Genomic DNA, 18,484 nt, shown 5'->3' on the forward strand with positions numbered 1-18,484 from the left:
GGTTGTGTGCTGCGATGATGGAACTGTAGGCGCATTGCTCCGCGATCGCCACCGGATTGCGACAAACAGCCCAAAAAACACAGGGACAGAATACCGAGCGGCCCGATGAAAGGCAGAAAGCCAGGCTGGCCCCGCGCAGCACCTTGTTCCGGCTCCGGCAACGACGGGCCATCGTCATTGCACAAGAGACTGATCGCCATTCCTTGCGGCGGACATGCCCTTGAATGTATTTCTTGCAGGCATGCTACAAATGTGGCATGCTACATTTGTAGCTTATCCAATCACCAAGGAATACGATGCTCTCATTCGCATGGAAGTGGACATTGGCCGGCCTGCTGTCTGCCGCCGTCTTGACAACGCCGGCGGTTGCCGCCGATTTTGACGGCATGGTCAGCGTCGGCGGACACCCGCTGCACGTGGCGCAGGCTGGCGCAGGCTCGTATACCGTCGTCTTCGAGGCGGGCTTCGCCAGCGACCTGTCGGTATGGCGCAAAGTGGCGCCGGAGGTGGCGAAAAATGCGGCAGTACTGGTCTATTCCCGCGCCGGCTACGGCAAGTCGCCGGCACGCCCACAGCACAGCCGCTCGGCCTGGAGCAAAGCGTCGCCGAGCTGGCCGACGTGCTGCGCCAGCGCAAGGTGGAGGGCCCGCTGATCCTGGTGGGCCATTCCTATGGCGGCTTCCTGATCCGCTACTTCGCGGCCACGCATCCGCAGCGGGTCGCGGGCCTGGTCTTGGTCGACCCCGCCGATGAAGGACTGGAAAGCATACTCAAACACATCGATCCGGCGCGCCTGCGGCAGGACCAGCGCATGCTCGCTGCCAGCATTCCGGCCAAGTGGCAGGGCGAGCTGCAAACGATCCAGGCGCTCCTCGATGCGGGCCAGCTGCCGGCGATGCCGGCGCTGCCCGACGTGCCTGCGGTGCTGCTCACGTCCGTGCAGGCGCGTGCCGGCTCGGACTTCTTCCAGGAGACGCCGGCCGTCATCAAGATCAAGCGCGAGCGGCACGCTGCCTTCCTCAGCCAGTTTTCAAGCTGCGCGCACGTCTTCACGCCGAACAGTGGCCATGGCATCCAGATGCAGGAACCGGACCTGGTCATTGCCGCCATCGGCCAGGTCATGACCCTGGCCACGCAGGGTGCCGCGCGCGCGGCCAAGGCGCAGGCCAAAAAAAAGCTGATGGGTGAGCTGGAGCACAGCACCGCCATGCTGGGCAAGCAGCAGAATGACGCAGCCATGGATCACACCGCGGCGGCACTGCGGGACAGCGCATTGAGCGAAGCGAAGATCAATGCATTGGGTTTCGACCTGCTGACCAAGGCGAAGCAGACGGCGCTCGCCACGCTGGTGCTGGCGTACAATGTCCGGGCCTATGCGCAGTCCGACAATGCCGCGGACAGCTACGGCGAAGCCTTGCTGGCAGGTGCCCGCCCCGCGGAGGCGCAGCGCCAGTTTCGCGCGGGCGCTTGCGCTGGGACAGGCCAACGGCGCACGCGAACAGGCCATGGCCGGCTACCGCCAGCATCTTTCACAAGCAGAGCAAGCATTGAAATCACCATGAAAAAGAAACCCTTGGCCACTGTCCCCGCCGAGATGCGCGGACTGGAAGACCTGGCACCGCGCGAGCGCCAGGTCGTCGAATGCGTGTACCGGCTGCAGGAAGCGACGGCGACGCAGATCCAGGAAGAACTGGGGCCGGACTTGAGCAATTCGGCGGTACGCGCCATGCTGGCACGCCTGGAAACGAAGGGCGTGCTGCAGCATCGCGTCGACGGTCAGCGCTATTTGTACAGCGCCGTGGCGCCGCAGGCACAGGTGCGCGAGTCGGCACTGAAAAAACTGGTCGGCACCTTTTTCAATAACTCCAAGGCCAGCGCCGCGACGGCCTTGCTCGGCATGTCCGGTGAGCTGAGTGCGCAGGAGCTCGATGATCTCGAAGCGATGATCGCGAAGGCGCGCCAGGAAGGCCGCTGATGGCGGGAACCGATCTCGCGCAGCTTCTCCTGAAGCATAGCGTGACGGTGATGCTGTTGCTCTGCATGCTGCGCCTGCTGCACCGCGCGTCGGCCTCGCGCCGCGTGTTTGCCACGCGCTGCGGCCTGGTGGCGCTGCTGCTGATGCCCTTGTTCTGGCTATGGCTGCCGCAGCTGTCCATGCGCATGCCGCTGGCCATGTCGGCCCTGCTCGACCCTCCGCTGCGCATCCCCGCCAGCGTGACGACGGCTGCGCTGCCCGACATCGATGCCGCCCTGGCCGCCCCGGCCCGTGCCGCATGGCTGGGCCGCTGGCTGCTAGCCGTATATGCCGTAGGAGTGCTCTGCCACCTGCTGCGCCTGGCGCTGAACCTGGTGCGCTTGCGCCAGGCTACCACCGCCGCGCAGGTGCTCGAAGCACCGGCATGGAGCATGGCCCTGCAAAGGCTGCGCCTGTCGCTGGGGCTGCGCCGTTCCGTGCGTCTGCTGGTCTCCGAGCCGGCCACATCGCCATACAGCTGGAGCTGGCGCCATCCCGTCATCGTGCTGGACCGGCATAGCGTCGGCAATGCGGAAGCCGATGCCGTGCTGGCCCACGAACTGGCGCACATCCGCGCCCACGACTGGCCCATGCTGCTGCTGGCGCGCATGCTGCTCGCCCTGTACTGGTGGCACCCTCTGATGTATCCGCTGCTGCGCATGCTCGAACACGATACGGAATGCGCCGCAGATGACGCGGTATTGGCTGCCGGCGCCACGCCATCGCGCTACGCCCACACCCTGCTCATGGTCTCGCGCCAGGCCTTCGGCGCAGAACAGGCAGACCAGCCGGCAGCGGGCATGGCCAATCGCATTGCCAGCCGCGGCGCCATGCTGGGCACACGCATCGCGGCGCTGCTGGAAGCCCATCGCCCGCGCGGGCGCGTCACGCTGCGTCAATGGTGGAGCGGCATGCTGGCAAGCGTGGCGCTGGTGTGCGTGATCGGCAGTATCACGCTGCAAGGGGAACAGGTGCTGTGGCCGGACAGCCTGTTGCCGGCCCCGAACGGCCAGCAGCAAGATCCGGTCGCCTTGCTGCATGCGCTCGGCAACCCGAATTTCACCCAGTTATCCAGCGCGATGCGTGCCAGGGACTACACCCTGCGCCATGCGGCCGAGACAGAATCGTTCCGCCAGCGCGCCGCCATACCGGCACTGCTGCTGGCCTTGCGCGACCCGCAGCCTGTCGTACGCCAGCTTGCCGTCTGGGCACTGGGCGAGATGCGTTTTGCGGAAACGGCGCCCGCCGTGGCGGCGCTGCTGGCCGATCACGACGCCGCGGTGCGCGCCGAAGCTGCCGCCGCGCTGGGCGACATGGACGAGCGGCGCTGGCTCGCTCCCATGATCGCCATGCTGGGCGACAAGGACGCTCTGGTGCGCCGCCGCGTGGCCCATGCGCTGGGCGACTTGCAAGCCGGCGCCGCCATGCCCATGCTGCAAAGCCGCTTGAACGATCCCGTTCCCGACGTGGCCAGCGAAGTGCGCTGGGCGCTGGGCGAAATGCGCTAGGCGTGGCTGTCCACTGCCGCCGACGCGATGCCGATGGCTGATGAGGGCTGACTGATAAAAATAGGGGGCTTGGCTGGAAGCGTGCGTTCCGCCCGTTGCTACGCTGTGTTGCAGATTGCTGCTGTCACCGGGGCTGGAGCGAACCGGGGGTACCGCCCGTTCGAATGGCCCGTGATGGGATACTGCGAGTTACTGCTACTGCCCGCATGGCATGGCCGCGCTTACAGGGCGGCTTTTTCTTCGGCGCTCAGGCGCTTGGCGCTGACGTACACGGTATGCATGGTGACTTGCTCGGCACTGGCGGCGATGGGGGCTGGCGCGGCGCGGAACTTCGGCACGGCGGCGGTGGCCAGGCTGGTCGCGGCGGCGATGGCGATGATGGCGACGAAGATGGCTTCCATGTTTTTGGCGATGTTCATGATGATGTCCTTTGAGTGGCTGGTTGTGTGCTGCGATGATTGAACTGTAGGCCGATCCCCCCTGAACTGCCATCGGATTGCGACCAAACGCACGATTCGCGGGACAGAATACAAACAGCCCGGATGAAACGCGCAACAGGCCATCAACGTGGCATTTGAGGCTTGCCAGCCCCATTCCCGGCCATTTCAGCGCCCTGCAAGCCCCTAAAAGCCCTACCGCTGGCCAACCTTGTTTATAATCGCCCTACACTAAAGGACTTCTTTCATGACTGATCAATTCTCCAAAAAGGGCGAAGCCTGGTCGGCCCGGTTTTCCGAACCGGTCTCGGACCTCGTCAAGCGCTACACAGCTTCTGTATTTTTTGACAAGCGCCTGGCGCTGTTCGACATCGAAGGCTCGCTGGCCCATGCGGAAATGCTGCATGCGCAAGCCATCATCAGCCCGGCCGACTACGCGGAAATCCAGCGCGGCATGGCGCAAATCTCGCAGGAAATCGCCGCCGGCCAGTTCGAATGGCTGCTGGACCTGGAAGATGTCCACCTGAATATCGAAAAACGCCTGACCGAACTGGTCGGCGATGCGGGCAAGCGCCTGCACACGGGCCGTTCGCGCAACGACCAGGTGGCGACCGACATCCCCTGTACGTGCGCTCCGCCATCGACGACATCACCGCCCTGCTGGCGACCTTCCGCAGCGCGCTGACGGACCTGGCCGAACAGCATGCCGACACCATCATGCCGGGCTTTACCCACATGCAGGTGGCCCAGCCGATCACCTTCGGCCACCACATGCTGGCGTATGTCGAAATGTTCGGCCGCGACGCCGAGCGCATGGCCGACTGCCGCAAGCGCGTCAACCGCCTGCCGCTGGGCGCCGCCGCCCTGGCCGGCACCACCTTCCCCATCGACCGCCTGCGCGTGGCCAAGACGCTGGGCTTTGACGACGTGTGCCACAACTCGCTCGACGCCGTATCGGACCGCGATTTCGCCATCGAATTTTGCGCCGCCTCCGCCGTGCTGATGATGCACGTGTCGCGCATGGCCGAAGAACTGGTGATCTGGATGAGCCCACGCATCGGCTTCATCGATATCGCCGACCGCTTCTGCACCGGCTCGTCAATCATGCCGCAAAAGAAAAACCCGGACGTACCGGAACTGGCGCGTGGCAAGACGGGCCGCGTCTACGGCCACCTGATTGGCCTCTTGACCCTGATGAAAGGCCAGCCGCTGGCCTACAACAAGGACAACCAGGAAGACAAGGAACCGCTGTTCGACACCGTCGACACCGTCATCGACACCCTGCGCATCTTCGCCGACATGGCCGGCGGCATCACGGTAAAACCGGAAGCGATGCGCGCAGCCGCCCTGCAGGGTTATGCCACGGCGACCGACCTGGCCGACTACCTGGTCAAGAAAGGCTTGCCATTCCGCGACGCCCATGAAGCGGTGGCCCTGGCCGTGCGCGCCTGCGTCGACGCCGGCTGCGACCTGGCCGACCTGTCTTTGGATCAGCTGCGCGCGTTTTCGCCGCTGACCGGCGAAGACGTATTCGAGGTGCTGACGCTGGAAGGCTCCGTCGCCGCGCGCGACCACGTGGGCGGCACCGCGCCGCGCCAGGTACGCGAAGCGATCGCCCGCGTGCGTGCGCACGCAGCTGGAAAAATAAACCGCGCTTGCGCCTCCGGACGCCCCGCTGCAGCGATGCAGCGGGGCGTTTTTCATTGCGCGACGATTTTCGACAGTACGGAAAAGGCGGCGCCCGTCTGCGACGCTTCCAGCAGCAAGGTCAGCTCCGTATATGTGCAGATGATGTTGATCAGATTGATGCGCTCCCAGGCCAGGCGCTTGAGAATGGCGTGATACACGCCCGGCGTATAGCAGGTTTCGGCGGCCAGGTGCAAAGTCACGGCCGTCACCCGTTCCTGGCGCGCCAGTTCCTGCTCTTCGCCGAACACCTCTTCCACCAGCGCGTGCAGCGAACGGCTGCAGATCACCATCACCTCGTTGACGCCGCGCGTAACGGTGATGAACGTGCCCCGCTGGGGCGCTGCCAGCGCCAGCAACTGGCGCTGGCAGGCATACGTCTGGTCGGAATAACGGTAGGTAAAAATCATCAGTTCGCTGCGCGTGGACAGCTCGCCCGCGCGGTGCGTGCGCCAGCACGATCTCGCCGCCTTTCTGCTGCGGCATCCGTTCGGCCAGGCGGCGCAGCGCCATTACCACGGCAGCCTGCCCCACCGGTTTCCATAAGTCGCTCTGCAATTGCGGCTGCAGCTGGCGCGCCAGTTCCGACAGGTTCAGCAAGCCGCGGCCCAATCCCTCGCTGAGAAAGGCCGATTCCATCACGATCTGTTCCACTTTGGTCGCTATCGAAAGCATAGTTCGTCGGGCCGGTGATTCCGGTGCACGCACCAGGAGCCGGCAACCCTTCCTGAAAAAAGGATGCACTGCGCCAGCGGCCGCGCCGGGCGGCGCGGTCGGACTCGCGGAAAAGCCCCCTTGCGGGGGGGAACAGCCGGCTGGCGGCGGCTAGGAAGGCGGATGCAGCATGAAGGCCGCTCCAGAGGGGAAATGGCTGAAACCTGCAGCAGAAAACAGAACTGACGTCATGTGAAACTCCCGATTTTTTCCCGATGCGCTGTAGTGGACGCGGTCATTGCCGCGTGCGCTTTTTTTGTCTTCGCCTGGTCCTCTGGGGACACCGCGAAGACCTAGTGTAGATCGCAACATTTAGAAAAGGCAACAGTGTTTTTCCAACAGAACACACCATTAGGCGAAGTAGTCCAAAACAAAAGTTGCAGCTTGCGATACATCAAACTTTCATATGATGTATTGCCGAAAAATGTTCAATTCTTAACAAAAATTCGCGTAGTGACCCATTTCTTGAATTTTTTGACATGGCGATCTCGACAAGTTTAGTGTCCCCCTACCCGGCGTCATGCCACCACAAAACGGCAGGCTATCCGCCCGCCGCCAGGCACGCCGGGGTGGCCATCAGGCATCGCGGCCAGCTCATTCACCATTTCCTTAACCGATACCATGGAGCAGAAATGAATTTACGTTTGACGATAGTTGCCGCATCCATCGCCGCCCTGCCGCTGATGGCCACCACGGCCGACGCCGCCACGCCGCTGCCACAGACCCTGATGGCCGCGCCGGTCGCCCTGGCTTCTCCACAAGAGACCGCCAGCCTGGTCAACAAACTGGCCGCGCAAGCGCGCAGCCGCGGTCTGAATACCGAGCATGGCTTTGCCGTCGGCGCCCAGCATCCGGGCGTCAGCGGCACCCGCGTGAGCCGCGTACAGCACACCTACAAGGGCTTGCCCGTCTTCGGTTCCGAGACGGTAGTGGTCAGCAACAGCGCCGGCGACATCGTCAGCGAATCCGTCTCGGACCGCGCGTCCGGCCTCGGTAGCGGCGGCGTCAATGCCGTCACCCGCAGCGCCACCACCGATATCGACACCACGCCGGCCGTCAGCGCCGCCGCCGCCATCGCCGCCGCCGTGAAAAGCATCGGTGTGCCGGCCGTCGACCATGTGCCGCCGCATGCGCAGCTGCTGATCTACCCCGTCATGAAAACCGTGCGCGTGGCCGGCGCCGAGAACAAGTCGGAAGCGGCGCTCAACGCCCTCGACGTGCAGGATGTAGTCGACCACTATGAGCTGGCCTACCTGGTGCAGACGCGCATGATCAGCGGCAGCAAGCCGGTCTACTACGACACCGTCGTCAGCGCCAGGGATGGCCGCATCCTGCGCCAGTGGAAAGCCCTGAAAACCGTCGCCGGCATTGGCAACAGCCAGTACAACGGCCAGGTGCCGCTCAACACCACGCTGACCGGCAGCACCTACACCATGAAAGACCCGAGCCGCGGTACGGGCGGCAGCTTCGGCGGCATGGCCATCACGAATGCCAACCATGGCACCACCTCGGGCAGCGTGTACAGCAGCACCAGCAATACCTGGGGCGACGGCCAGCAATACATCAACGGCGGCAGCACCACCAACGCCAACGGCCAGACGGCGGCCGTCAATGCGATGTGGGGCCTGATGAACACCTACGACACGCACAAGAATGTGCTCGGCTGGTCCAGCCTGGACGGCAACAACACGGCCACCCACATCGCCGCCCACGTCAACACGGCCTACGACAACGCCTACTACGACGGCAACTGCAAATGCATGTACATCGGCGACGGCGGCAGCGCGTTCAACAACCTCGGCTCCATCGACGTGATCGGCCATGAGATGGGCCACGGCATCACGGACGCCACCTCGGGCCTGATCTACTCGCAGGAGTCGGGCGGCTTGAACGAATCGAGCTCGGACATCGCCGGCGAGATGGTGGAAGCGTATGCGCGCGCCGGCGGCACGGGCAGCACGATTCCCAATACGGGCAACGATTGGATGACGGGCAAGGAGATCGCCAAGAATGGCCAGCCGCTGCGCTGGCTGTACAAGCCGAGCAAGGATGGCAGCAGCCCGAATGCGTGGAGCAGCACCATCAAGAACCTCGACGTCCACTACAGCAGCGGTCCGAACAACCGCATGTTCTACTTCCTGTCGCAAGGCTCGAATTCCACGTCCAGCAGCGACTACTACAGCTCCTACCTGAACAAGAGCCCGCTGGCCATGACCGGTATCGGCAGCGACAAGGCTTACCGCATCTGGTTCAAGGCCGCCACCACCAAGTTCACCTCGTCGACCAACTATGCCGATGCGCGCAACAAGGTGCTGCAGGCAGCCGAGGAACTGTATGGCGTGGGCAGCGCGGAATCGATCGCCGTCAAGCGCGCGTATGCGGCCATCAACGTGGGTACCGACGTCGATGAATCGACGACGGGCGGCGCGGTGACCATCACCAGCCAGCCGGCCAGCATCACCGTCGCACCAGGCGCCACCGCCTCGTTCGCCGTGGGCGCGGGCGGCGGCACGGCGCCGTACACCTACAAGTGGTACCGCAACGGCGCCGTGATCAGCGGCGCCACCTCGCCCGCCTACAGCTTCACGGCCGTGGCGGCCGACAGCGGCGCCGTCTTCAAGGCCACGGTGACGGATTCCTCATCGCCCGCCGTGACGGCCACGTCGAACAACGCCACGCTGACGGTGGGCACCAGCAGCGCCACCGAACGCGTGACGAACGGCGGCTTCGAGGCCGGCGCCACGGGCTGGAGCGGCACCACGGGCGCCATCGGCACGTTTACGGGGCAAGCCGCATACGAAGGCACGCAGTACGCCTGGCTGGGCGGCAATGGCGTCACGGCCAGCGAATCGCTGACGCAAAGCGTGGCCATTCCGGCCACCGCCACGTCCGCCAGCTTGAGCTTCGCGCTGCATATCGACACGGCTGAAACGGGCAATACCGTGTACGACAAGCTGGTCGTCACCGTGAAGAACAGCGCCGGAACGGTGCTGGGCACCCTGGCCACGTATTCGAACGTGAACAAGGCGGCCGGCTACCAGATCCGCACCTTCGACCTGATCGCCTACAAGGGCCAGACCGTGCAGATCTCGTTCGCCGCCACCGAGGACGCATCGCTGCAAACCTCGTTCGTGATCGACAAGGTCAGCCTGGTTACCCAGTAATCGGCTGAACATGCGGGCGGCAGGCCGGTTTGCCGCCAGTCGCCCGCATCCACCGCACGACACGATTGATTTTCTGGCAATTCCAGTCTACCCTGAGGCAGTGATTGCATCTTGCCTGCTGCCGTTACCCGCGACGAATTGAACTTTTTTTGGATGGTTCCTGACCGATGCCTACTTCGACCTTGTCCGCACGCGCTTTCCCCCATTCCAGCCTGTCCATTTTTACGCCTGCCATCATGCTCGGCTGAGCCGGACATGCAGTTCCACCTCCAGGTGCAGGGCCCGGCGGGCAACCAGGCGCTGGCCATCGACGCCGCCAGCGAGGCCGAGGCGATCCGCGCGGCCGTGCGCGGCGGCTGGCGCGTGCTGGCCGTCGACGACGGCGCCGCGCCGGACACCAGCGTCGCGCTGCGCCCCGGCAAACAGGGCCTGCCCCTGCTGCAATTCAGCCAGGAGCTGCTGGCCCTGCTCGAAGCGGGCCTGAACCTGGGCGAAGCCATGGCCACCCTGCACAACAAGGAAACGCGCCCCGGCGCCAAGGCGACCCTGGCCGCCATCGTGCTCACCCTGCAGCAAGGGCTAAGCTTTTCCGACACCCTGGCCGGTTTCCCCGACATCTTCCCCGACATTTACATCGCCACCGTGCACGCAGCCGAACGCTCGGGCAACCTGCCCGAGGCGCTGGCGCGCTTTGTCGCCTACCAGCTGCAGTTCGACGCCATCCGCAAAAAACTCATTTCCGCCGCCATCTACCCGTGCATGCTGCTCGTCGTCGGCGGCCTGGTGACCCTGTTTTTGCTTGGCTACGTGGTGCCGAAGTTCAGCGTCGTCTACGAAAGTTCAGGCCGCGAGATTCCCTGGATGTCGCAGATGCTGCTCGGTTTTGGCCAGACCCTGGCCGCGCATCCGCTGCTGTGCGCCGGCGCACTGGCCGCCGCCGCCGGCGCCGTGGTCTTCGGCATTGCCAACCGCACCATGCGCATGACCCTGGTGCTGCGCCTGCTGCGCCTGCCCGTGCTGGCGGACAAGGCGGCCGAATTTCGCCTGGCCCGCTTCTATCGGGCCCTGAGCCTGCTGCTGCACGCGGGCATCCCGCTGCACAAGGCGCTGGCCATGGTCGGCCCCATGCTGCTGCCGGCGCAGCAGGAGCAACTGGCGCAGGCGCGCCGCGCGGTGCAGGAAGGCATGCCGTTTTCCACCGCGCTGGAACAGGCCGGCATGGCCACGCCGGTGGCGCAATCGCTGCTGAAGGTGGGAGAAAACACGGGTCGCCTGGGCGACATGCTTGAACGCTCGGCCAAGTTCCACGACGAGGAATTCGCCCGCTGGGTGGACTGGGCGTCGCGCCTGCTCGAGCCACTGCTGATGACCATCATCGGCGTCGTGATCGGCGGCGTGGTGGTGCTGATGTACATGCCGATCTTTGAACTGGCAGGGAGCTTATCTTGAAGGTCATGTCATGAACGCGCGCGACGAAGAGCGAACCGTGCTCGATGCGGCCATGCTGCGCCAGGCCCATGCCAGCGCGCTGGAACAGGGCCGCCCGCAGATGGCCGTGCTGCAGGAAACGGCGGCGCTGCCGCCCGAAGTCTTTTTGCGCCAGCTGGCCGCCCTGTTCCGTTACCCGGCCTGGACGATGGCCGAACTGCAGGCCGCCCTGCCCGCCTTTGCCCTGCTGCCCTACACCGATTGCGCCCAGCGCGACTGCGTGCTGCTGCAGCCGGATGCGCCTGGCGCGCCGCCCGTGCTCGTCATCGGCAATCCCTTCAGCGAGGACCTGCTGCAATGGGCCGACTTCGCCCTGTCCACGCCCTTCACGGTGGCGCTGGCGCACCCGGACGACCTGGCCGCCTACCTGCAGCAGCAGGAAAGCGTGCAGCAGGCGATGCAGGAAATGCAGCACGGGGATGATGTGCCGGGCCTCGACCAGAGCATCGAAGACATCTCGCTCATCCGCATCAGCGAAGACAGCAGCCCCGTCGTGAAACTGGTGAACTCCACCATCTACGATGCCCTGAAATTCCAGGCCAGCGACATCCACCTCGAATGCGACGTGGCCAGCCTGGTCATCATCAAATACCGCGTCGACGGCGTGCTGGTGCAGGCGGGCCAGGTGCAGGGGCTGCAGATGGCCGAACAGATCATCTCGCGCATCAAGGTCATGGCCGACCTGGACATCGCCGAGCGGCGCATCCCGCAGGACGGCCGCTTCAAGGTGCGCGTCAAAGGGGCAGAGATCGACTTTCGCGTTTCCATCATGCCCAATATCTTTGGCGAGGACGCCGTGCTGCGCCTGCTCGACCGGCGCGCGCTGACGGAGGCGGCGCAGGCGCTGCGCCTGGAAAGCCTGGGCCTGAACGAGGATGCCATCGAACAGATCCGCCGCCTGGCCGCCAAGCCGCACGGCATGCTGCTGGTGACAGGCCCTACCGGCTCGGGCAAGACCACCACCCTGTACGCGGCCATCACGGAAATCAACACGGGGCGCGACAAGATCGTCACCATCGAAGACCCCGTCGAATACCGGCTGCCGCGCGTGCTGCAAATTCCCGTCAACGAAAAGAAGGGGCTGACGTTCGCGCGCGGCCTGCGCTCCATCCTGCGCCACGATCCCGACAAGATCATGATCGGCGAGATCCGCGACGATGAAACGGCGCAGATCGCCGTGCAGGCTGCGCTCACGGGCCACCTGGTATTTACCACCGTGCACGCGAACAACGTCTTTGATGTGGTGGGCCGCTTCCTGCACATGGGCGTCGATGCCTACAGCTTCGCGGCGGCCCTGAACGGCATCGTGGCGCAGCGCCTGCTGCGCCTCAATTGCGCCCATTGCGCCGTCGACGCCAGCGCCGAGGTGCTGGCCGACGCGCAGCAGCTGCGCGACAGCGGGCTGGCCCTGCATCAGGTGCAGGACTGGCAATTCATGGCCGGCAAGGGCTGCGGCCACTGCCGCGGCACCGGCTACAAGGGCCGCAAGGCCGTCGCCGAGGTCTTGATGCTCAGCGATACGATGCGCGAAATGATCTGCACGCGCGCGCCCCTGAGCCAGATGAAGGAAGAGGCGGCGCGCAACGGTTTTCGCCTGGCGCGCGAAGCGGGCCTCGACCTGGTGCGGCGCGGCGAAACCACTTTAGCGGAGCTCAATCGTGTCACTTATTGAACGCCTTACCCGCGCCACCGTGTGCCTGCACCTGGCCCCGCACGGGCTGCACGGCGTGCTGCGCCGCGCCGGCCGTCCCTTGCCCGACACCGCCTTCCACCTGACCATTGCGAATCCCGACGCCAGCTGGGAAGTGGCGCTAGCCGCCCTGCGCGGCTGGCTCGAACACGATGGCGGCAAAAAACTGCCGCTGGCCGTCAGCCTGGCCAGCCGCTGGTGCGCCATGCTGATGGTGCCGTGGAGCGGCGCCCTGCTCGACCGGAGCAGCGCCCAGCGCTTCCTGCACAGCCAGTTCGGCGCCGTGTATGGCGACAGCGCGCGCGCCTGGCGCCTGGCTGCCGATGACGCTCCTTATGGCAAGCCGCGCCTGGCCTGCGGCATCGATGCGGCCCTGCTGCAAGGCGTGCAGGACGCGGCCGCCGCGCATGGCCGGCGCTGCCTGTCCATCGAACCGATCGCCGGAGCGGCCTGGCGCAGCATCGCCGGCGGCAAACCTGCCGGTAGCAAACCTGCCGCCTTCGCCCTGGTGGAAGCGGGACGGCTGCTGCTGGCAACGACGGGCGGCGGACGCATCACGGCCCTGCACAGCCAGTCCTGCGCCGCGGCCTGGGGCGACGAACTGGATCGGGCGTGGCGGCGCTGGAACTTGCGCGCGCCGCAGCTGGACGCGATCGAGCAAGTGGCGCTGCTCGACTTGAGCGGCGAACCGCAGGATGCGCTGCCGGCGCGCTTCCAGCCCGTTGCCGTGGCCAGCGCCGCCCACCTGATGCGGGAGGCCGCATGGGCCTGAGCCGCCTGGAATTCCTGCCGCCCGGCGCCGCGCAGACGTTCAAGGGATGGCGCCTGGCCCTGTGCCTGGGGGGCGGCTTGCTGTTGCTGCCGGCCGCCGTGTACTGGCTGGTGCAGGCGCAGGAAACGCGACGCCTGGAAGCGCAGCTGGCGCAGCTGCAGCCGGTGCGTCCCGTGCGTGCGCCCCTCTCGGCGAACCAGCAGCGCGAGCGCGACCTCGAACTGAAACAGGTGGCCGCCGCCGTGCGCCAGCTCAACCTGCCCGTCACGCGTCTGGTCAGGACGGTGCAGGCGCCGCGCGACGTGCGCGTGGCCCTCCTGGGGCTGGACCTGAACGCGCAGCAGGGACAGGATGGCGCCAGCGTCCTGAAAATCGCCGCCGAGGCGGAAACCCCGCAGGACATGCTCAATTACCTGGCCTTCCTGAACCAGCAGCCCATGTTCAGTTCCGTGTATCTGCTCAAGCACGAGATGAACAGTAACGCGAATGCGAACGCGCCCGCACACCCTTACCGTTTTCAGCTGGAGGCGCAATGGCGGCAATAAAACCCGTACTGAAAGCAGGCGCGCCCGTGGCCCGCGCACGCCGCCAGTTGCATATGCCGCCGCGCATGGCGTGGGAAGCGCAGCGTCTGTGGCGCATGCTGGGCTGGCCCAGCGCCATCGGCGCGGCAGGCCTGGCGCTGGCCGCCATCGCCGTGCAGCAGGGCGAGGCGCTGGCCGAACGCCAGCAGCCATTGCGCGCGCAGCTGGCCGTGATGGCGAAACAGGCGGCGCTGCCGCCGGCGCCCGTCACGCTCGACGCCGACGCGGACAGCCTGGCCGCCTTTCATGCCTACCTGCCCGCGCACGACAGCATTCCCGAGCAGCTGAAAACCTTGCTGGAAGTGGCGCAACAGAGCGGCGTCACCCTGGCCAAGGCCGACTACAAGCCGCAGGAAGACGGTAACACGGCCTTTTTGCGCTACCAGATCACCCTGCCGGTAAAAGCCGAATACGCGCAGCTGCAAACCTTTATTGTCGACGCCCTGCAGGCACTGCCCACCCTGACCCTCGACTCCGTGCTGTTCAAGCGCGAGCAGATCGAGGCGGGCGAGATCGACGCGCGCATCCAGTTCATCCTGCTGGTCAAGAAGCCGGAGGCGCGCCGATGAAAAAAGCCGTACTGGGGACGGCTGCCGTGGCCACCCTGCTGGCCGCCCTCTTCTCCCCGGAGGACGAAGGCAGCATCGTGGGGCCGGCCACGGCCACGCCGCGCCAGGTGGAACGGGTGGCGGTCGCGCCCCTCGTCGCGACCGCTGCCGCTGCGCCAGCCAATCGCGCGCTGGCCATCGAACCGCGCCGGGGGCTCGACGACGAGGAAGCGGCCACCCTGTTCGCCAAGCAAAGCTGGCAGCCGGAGACGCCGAAAAAGATCATGCTCGACCAGCAGGCGGCGCAGGCCACGCGCACTGTCGCCGCCGTCGATGCAAACGCGCCGCCGCCTTTGCCCTTCCAGTTCCTCGGCCGCTTTGTCGACGAAGGCAAGGCCGCCTATTTTCTGCAGGCGGGCGAACGCAACGTGGTGGCGCGCCCCGGCGATACGCTCGAAGAGCGCTACCGCTTCGACGGCGTGGTGCAAGGCGCCCTGCAATTTACCTATCTGCCGCTCAACCTGAAACAGACACTCGCCGTAGGGGACCTCAATTGAAACGACGCACACCACGTACCGGCATCACCCTGCTGCCGATGCTGTCCCTGCTGGCCGCCTGCGCCGGCAACCAGGCCTATACCGACGGCCAGGCCATGCTGGGCGCCGGCCGCACGGAACAGGGCCTGGCCCTGCTGGAACAGGCGGCGCAGGCCGAACCGACCAACGCCAAGTACCGCATAGCTGTCACCAATGGCAGGATGCGCGCGCTGAACAACCTGAATGGCCGCGCCGAGGCGCTGCGCCAGCAGGGCAAGCTGCCCGAAGCGCAAGCGCTGTACCAGCAGGCGCTGGCGCTGGACGCCAGCAACGACGTGGCGCAGCGGGGCCTGGCCGGCGTGGCGCAGGATGAACGGCACCGCAAGCTGGTGCAGGAGGCGCAGGCCAGCTACCAGCGCGGCGGCGAAGCGAATGTCGCGCAGGCGCAGGAAGCCTTGCGCCAGGTGCTGCAGGAACGGCCCGCGCAGCGCGAAGCGCTGGCCCTGAAAGGCCGCATCGGCGACGAGCTGGCCAAAAGCCGTCCGGCCGGCGGCAAGCTGGCGGCCGCCTACCGCAAACCCGTGACGCTGGAATTTCGCGACGCGCCCCTGCGCTCCGTGTTCGACTTCATCAGCAAGGTGTCGGGCCTGAACTTCGTCTTCGACAAGGAGGTCGACCCGGCCCTGCGCGCCACCATTTCCGTGCGCGACACCAGCATCGAAGAGGCGATTGCCATGCTGCTGGGTGCCAACCAGCTGGAGCAAAGCGTCACCAGCGACAAGTCGATCACGATCTACCCGAACACGCCGCAAAAGGTAAAGGATTACCAACAACTCGTGGTGCGTACCTTCTTCCTCGCCAATGCGGACGTCAAGACGGTGGCGTTTTCCATCAAAACCCTGCTCAAGGCCAAGGACGTCGTCACCGACGAGCGGCTAGGTATCATCATGCTGCGCGATACGCCGGAAATGGTGCGCATGGCCGAGCGCATCATCAACGTGCAGGACCTGGCCGACCCGGAAGTGATGCTGGAAGTCGAGGTACTGGAAGTGAAACGCACGCGCCTGATGGAACTGGGTGTGCGCTGGCCCGACCAGGCCAGCCTGACCCTGGCCGGCGTCGCAGGCAGCACGGGAGGCCTGGGCGGCCTGAAGGTGGCGGACCTGCACCGCATCAATGGCGACAATATCAACCTGGGCATCGGCGGCGTCACCCTGAACGCCAACAAGACGGACAGCGACAGCAATATCCTGGCCAACCCGCGCATCCGCGTGCGCAACAAGGAAAAGGCGAAGATCCTCATCGGCGACCGCGTGCCCGTCATCACCGTCACGACGAACAACGGCGTCAGTTCCGACAGCGTCAATTACATCGACGTGGGCCTGAAACTCGACGTGGAACCGAACGTCTACCTGGACGACGAGGTGGCCATCAAGATCAACCTGGAAGTGTCGAACGTCGTCAAGGAGGTGATCAGCAAGACGGGCACGCAGGCTTACCAGATCGGCACGCGCAGCGCCTCGACCGTGTTGCGTTTGAAGGATGGCGAGACGCAGGTGCTGGCGGGCCTGATCAGCGACGAGGACCGGGGCACGGCCAACAAGGTACCGGGCGTGGGCGAGCTGCCCGTGCTGAACCGCCTGTTCGGCAGCCAGAAGGATGATGCCATGCGCAGCGAGATCGTGCTGTCGATCACGCCGCGCCTGCTGCGCAGCATCCGCCGCCCGGACCTGATGACGGCCGAATTCAATTCCGGCACCGAGGCGTCCGTGGGCGGCCGCGCCAGCGTCGGTGGCAGCCCTGAGGCCATCGCCGCGCCCGAGCAAGCCGCACCGCGCACCGGCTCGCCCATGACGGGCGGCGACGAGGCGCCCGCGGCAGGCGACAAGTCCGGCAAAGGTGGCCAGTGAGGTGGCCAGTGAAAGAGCGGGGCTTTACCTTCATCGAAACTGATGATCACCCTGGCGATCATGGCGACCCTGGCCACGGTGGCCGTGCCGATGGCGCAGGTGGCCTTGCAAAGGGCGAAGGAGCAGCAATTGCGCAATGCCCTGATCGAGATGCGCGAAGCGATCGACGCCTACAAGCACGCCTCGGACAATGGCCGCATCAAGCTGTCGCTGGGCGCCTCCGGCTATCCGAAAAAACTTGAGGAACTGGTCGAGGGCGTGCCCGACCAGCGCAGTCCCTCGAAGCAGAACATCTATTTTTTGCGCCGCCTGCCGCGCGACCCGTTCCAGCCCAGGGAAGCCGGCAGCGCGGCCGACAGCTGGAGCAAGCGCGCGTATGCCTCGCCGCCCGACAATCCCAGCGAAGGCGAAGACGTATTCGACGTCGCCTCGCGCTCGACCAAGGCGGGCCTGAACGGCGTGCCGCTCAATCAATGGTGACCGCCATGCAGACCACGACCATACGCCGCGGCTTTACCCTGGTCGAACTGCTGGTGGTGCTGGCGATCATCATCTCGCTGCTGCTGACGATCGCCATCCCCCGCTATTTCGGCTCGGTGGAAAAGTCGAAAGAGGTCGCCTTGAAGGAAAACCTGCAGGTGCTCAGGAGCGGCCTCGATAAATACTATGCCGACAAGGGAGAATACCCGGCCGCGCTGGCCGACCTGGTGACCCACCACTACTTCCGCAGCGTGCCGCTGGATCCCGTCACGGAATCGGCCGCCACCTGGCAGCTGATCCCTTCGCCGAATGGCGAGATCGGCGGCGTGGCCGACGTGCGCAGCGGCGCCAAGGGCAAGACGCGCGAGGGCATCCCCTTTGAGCAACTCTAGTTTCCTGAGCCGCGCACGCGGCTTCGCGTATATCTGGACCCTGATGCTGGTGGCCTTCATGGGTGTGGGCCTGGTGCTGGCCAGCGAATTGCATGCCACGGCCGCGCGGCGCGACAAGGAACGCGAGCTGCTGTTTATCGGCCATGAATTCCGCAACGCGCTGGGCCGCTACTACGACAGCACGCCGGGTGACGGCCGGCCACGCTATCCCTTGACCTTGCAGGAACTGCTGCGCGACCCGCGCTTTGCCAACGCCCGGCGGCATCTGCGACGCCTGTATGCGGACCCCGTCACGGGCAAGGCCGAATGGGGCGTGCTGCGGCAGGAGGGACGCATCGTCGGCATCCATTCGCTGTCGCCGCAACTGCCCATCAAGCAGGACAATTTTCTTGACGAAGACGCCAGCCTGCGCCGCAAGCAGCGCTACGCGGACTGGCACTTCACGTATCCGCACGACCTGGTGCTGGCCCCACCCGATGCGGCCGGCGGCGCGCCCGGGCTCAAGCCGAAAGGCGCGAACTGATATCATGCCCGCATTCCATATTCAGCATCGAGCAAAGG

17 protein-coding genes and 1 pseudogene are annotated in these 18,484 nt (G+C 65.5%); 16 read left to right on the top strand and 2 right to left on the bottom strand.

The annotated features are described in order from the left end of the window. Positions 1 to 296: 296 nt before the first annotated feature. Genes ACQVLG_RS03740 through ACQVLG_RS03750 form a run of 3 tightly spaced genes read left to right on the top strand, consistent with a single transcriptional unit; the run spans position 297 to position 3,522 of the window. The gene (locus ACQVLG_RS03740; protein WP_474292875.1) at positions 297 to 653 is read left to right on the top strand and encodes an alpha/beta fold hydrolase; all 357 of its coding nucleotides are present in this window, start codon (positions 297 to 299) and stop codon (positions 651 to 653) included. Then, positions 590 to 1,975 (top strand): alpha/beta fold hydrolase, encoded by a 1,386-nt coding sequence (locus ACQVLG_RS03745; protein WP_474295534.1) that lies wholly within the window; start codon positions 590 to 592, stop codon positions 1,973 to 1,975. The genes ACQVLG_RS03740 and ACQVLG_RS03745 overlap by 64 nt, the downstream gene beginning before the upstream one ends. Then, complete coding sequence (locus ACQVLG_RS03750) at positions 1,975 to 3,522, top strand: HEAT repeat domain-containing protein (protein WP_474292876.1); 1,548 nt, start codon at positions 1,975 to 1,977, stop codon at positions 3,520 to 3,522. Before ACQVLG_RS03745 ends, ACQVLG_RS03750 begins: the two co-directional genes overlap by 1 nt. 221 nt (positions 3,523 to 3,743) lie before the next feature. Here the strand turns inward: ACQVLG_RS03750 and ACQVLG_RS03755 are convergent, their stop codons facing one another. Continuing rightward, positions 3,744 to 3,941, bottom strand: coding sequence for a hypothetical protein (locus ACQVLG_RS03755; protein WP_077408563.1), 198 nt, complete (start codon positions 3,939 to 3,941; stop codon positions 3,744 to 3,746). 265 nt (positions 3,942 to 4,206) lie between these two features. Between ACQVLG_RS03755 and argH the strand changes: the two are divergent. Further along, positions 4,207 to 5,585 (top strand): annotated as a pseudogene (gene argH / locus ACQVLG_RS03760) (argininosuccinate lyase); the annotation flags it as partial. Positions 5,586 to 5,659: 74 nt separating this feature from the next. Here argH and ACQVLG_RS03765 read toward each other — a convergent pair. Next, the gene (locus ACQVLG_RS03765; RefSeq protein ID WP_474292877.1) at positions 5,660 to 6,055 is read right to left on the bottom strand and encodes a hypothetical protein; all 396 of its coding nucleotides are present in this window, start codon (positions 6,053 to 6,055) and stop codon (positions 5,660 to 5,662) included. Between the two features lie 13 nt (positions 6,056 to 6,068). Between ACQVLG_RS03765 and ACQVLG_RS03770 the strand changes: the two genes are divergently transcribed. The 12 genes from ACQVLG_RS03770 (at position 6,069) to ACQVLG_RS03825 (ending at position 18,446) form a co-directional block, all read left to right on the top strand. Beyond that, complete coding sequence (locus ACQVLG_RS03770) at positions 6,069 to 6,191, top strand: hypothetical protein (protein WP_474292878.1); 123 nt, start codon at positions 6,069 to 6,071, stop codon at positions 6,189 to 6,191. 800 nt (positions 6,192 to 6,991) lie between these two features. Next, the gene (locus ACQVLG_RS03775; RefSeq protein ID WP_474292879.1) at positions 6,992 to 9,523 is read left to right on the top strand and encodes a M4 family metallopeptidase; all 2,532 of its coding nucleotides are present in this window, start codon (positions 6,992 to 6,994) and stop codon (positions 9,521 to 9,523) included. A 255-nt stretch (positions 9,524 to 9,778) separates the two neighbouring features. Then, positions 9,779 to 10,972 carry a type II secretion system F family protein gene (locus tag ACQVLG_RS03780; protein WP_474292880.1) on the top strand — a complete coding sequence of 398 codons (1,194 nt, stop codon included), beginning with the start codon at positions 9,779 to 9,781 and terminating at the stop codon, positions 10,970 to 10,972. A 10-nt stretch (positions 10,973 to 10,982) separates the two neighbouring features. Then, positions 10,983 to 12,683, top strand: a complete 1,701-nt coding sequence (locus ACQVLG_RS03785; RefSeq protein WP_474292881.1) for a GspE/PulE family protein — start codon at positions 10,983 to 10,985, stop codon at positions 12,681 to 12,683. Beyond that, entirely contained in the window at positions 12,670 to 13,473 is an 804-nt protein-coding gene (locus tag ACQVLG_RS03790) for a hypothetical protein (RefSeq protein ID WP_474292882.1), read from the top strand. The genes ACQVLG_RS03785 and ACQVLG_RS03790 overlap by 14 nt, the downstream gene beginning before the upstream one ends. After that, complete coding sequence (locus ACQVLG_RS03795; protein WP_474292883.1) at positions 13,464 to 14,018, top strand: hypothetical protein; 555 nt, start codon at positions 13,464 to 13,466, stop codon at positions 14,016 to 14,018. Before ACQVLG_RS03790 ends, ACQVLG_RS03795 begins: the two co-directional genes overlap by 10 nt. Next, complete coding sequence (pilO, locus tag ACQVLG_RS03800) at positions 14,006 to 14,626, top strand: type 4a pilus biogenesis protein PilO (RefSeq protein ID WP_474292884.1); 621 nt, start codon at positions 14,006 to 14,008, stop codon at positions 14,624 to 14,626. Before ACQVLG_RS03795 ends, pilO begins: the two co-directional genes overlap by 13 nt. Continuing rightward, positions 14,623 to 15,162 (top strand): hypothetical protein, encoded by a 540-nt coding sequence (locus tag ACQVLG_RS03805; RefSeq protein WP_474292885.1) that lies wholly within the window; start codon positions 14,623 to 14,625, stop codon positions 15,160 to 15,162. The genes pilO and ACQVLG_RS03805 overlap by 4 nt, the downstream gene beginning before the upstream one ends. Further along, positions 15,159 to 17,051: a secretin and TonB N-terminal domain-containing protein gene (locus ACQVLG_RS03810; protein ID WP_230538965.1), complete on the top strand. Its 1,893-nt coding sequence runs from the start codon at positions 15,159 to 15,161 to the stop codon at positions 17,049 to 17,051. The genes ACQVLG_RS03805 and ACQVLG_RS03810 overlap by 4 nt, the downstream gene beginning before the upstream one ends. A 42-nt stretch (positions 17,052 to 17,093) precedes the next feature. Continuing rightward, positions 17,094 to 17,531, top strand: a complete 438-nt coding sequence (locus ACQVLG_RS03815) for a type IV pilin protein (RefSeq protein WP_474292886.1) — start codon at positions 17,094 to 17,096, stop codon at positions 17,529 to 17,531. A gap of 5 nt (positions 17,532 to 17,536) precedes the next feature. Then, positions 17,537 to 17,923 carry a type IV pilin protein gene (locus ACQVLG_RS03820; protein WP_474292887.1) on the top strand — a complete coding sequence of 129 codons (387 nt, stop codon included), beginning with the start codon at positions 17,537 to 17,539 and terminating at the stop codon, positions 17,921 to 17,923. Beyond that, on the top strand, positions 17,910 to 18,446 hold the full coding sequence (locus ACQVLG_RS03825) for a type II secretion system protein (RefSeq protein WP_474292888.1): 537 nt from the start codon (positions 17,910 to 17,912) through the stop codon (positions 18,444 to 18,446). Before ACQVLG_RS03820 ends, ACQVLG_RS03825 begins: the two co-directional genes overlap by 14 nt. Positions 18,447 to 18,484 lie beyond the last annotated feature (38 nt).

Source organism: Janthinobacterium sp. TPC_1, from assembly GCF_056037845.1.